This is a genomic window from Streptomyces recifensis (genome assembly GCF_002154615.1).
Lineage (GTDB): Bacteria > Actinomycetota > Actinomycetes > Streptomycetales > Streptomycetaceae > Streptomyces > Streptomyces griseoluteus.
Genome location: NZ_MUNH01000855.1, coordinates 1 through 1,238, shown reverse-complemented (window position 1 = coordinate 1,238; position 1,238 = coordinate 1). Strand labels below are relative to the sequence as shown.

2 protein-coding genes are annotated in these 1,238 nt (G+C 71.4%); both read right to left on the bottom strand.

Features of this window, described 5'->3' with window-relative positions; genetic code table 11:
• Positions 1-904: tRNA (adenine-N1)-methyltransferase (locus CCN33_RS30345; protein ID WP_086696490.1), on the bottom strand; the 904-nt coding region annotated here is incomplete at its 3' end.
• A gap of 53 nt (positions 905-957) precedes the next feature.
• The coding region (locus CCN33_RS30340; RefSeq protein WP_483027270.1) for a CBS domain-containing protein at positions 958-1,238 on the bottom strand (281 nt) is incomplete at its 5' end.

The following is a 1,238-nucleotide window of genomic DNA, read 5'->3' as shown; positions in this document are numbered from 1 at the left end:
GAGCCCCCCATGCGCCGCCGTCGGCGTTGGGGCCGGCGTAGTCCTCGCCGTAGGCGCCCTTGGCGGGGCGGCGGCGGCGCATGGGGGGCTCGACGCCGTCGGCGAGGCGGCGGGCGGTGAGCAGGAAGCCGGTGTGGCCGATCATGCGGTGGTCCGGGCGGACGGCCAGGCCCTCGATGTGCCAGTTGCGGATCATCGTCTCCCAGGCGGTCGGCTCGTTGAAGCAGCCGATCTCGCGGATGGACTCGACGGTCCGGGCGAGCTGGGTGGTGGTGGCGACGTAGGCGCAGAGGATGCCGCCGGGGACGAGGGCCTTGGAGACGGCCTCGAGGCATTCCCAGGGGGCGAGCATGTCGAGGATGACGCGGTCGACGTCGGTGTCGGACAGGTTGTCCTGGAGGTCGCCGACGGTGAGCTGCCAGGCGGGGTGTTCGCCGCCGAAGTAGCGCTCGACGTTCTGCTTGGCGATCTCGGCGAAGTCCTCGCGGCGCTCGTAGGAGTGCAGCATGCCCTGGTCGCCGATGGCGCGCAGCAGGAAGCTGCTGAGCGAGCCGGAGCCCACGCCCGCCTCGACGACGCGGGCGCCGGGGAAGATGTCGGCGAAGGCCAGGATCTGCCCCGCGTCCTTGGGGTAGACCACGGCGGCGCCGCGGGGCATGGACAGGACGTAGTCGGGGAGCAGGGGGCGCAGCGCGAGGTAGGCGACGTTGCCGGTGGTGCGGACAACGCTGCCCTCGGGAGCGCCGATCAGTTCGTCGTGCGGGAAGGAGCCCTTGTGGGTGTGGAAGTTCTTCCCGGCTTCGAGCGTGAACGTGTAGTGGCGGCCCTTGGGGTCGGTCAGCTGAACCTGGTCCCCGACCTTGAAGGGCCCGCGCCTGCGGGCGGCACCGGTCGGTTCGGACATGTGACCAGCCTACCGGCAGGAGAGGGGGCCGCCGACCACGTTCCCTGGTGCCGCTAGGAGGGACGTGCCATGGCTTTCACGAAGGCGCGCTCCACGTCGGCGGCCGAGAGGACGCCGTAGATCTCGCCGGTGTTCTCGATGACCAGGTACTCGGTGGCGGGGGTGGCGCGGAGGGTGTCCAGGAGTTCCTCGCCGGAGAGTTCGGCGGAGACGCGCATGCCGTCGGTGAGGTCCTGGGCGAGTTCGCTGACGGGGACCCAGGGGCGGCGGTGTTCGGGGATGCCGACGATGGCGGCCTCGCGGACGAGGGAGAGGGGGGTGCCGTCGGCGTCGA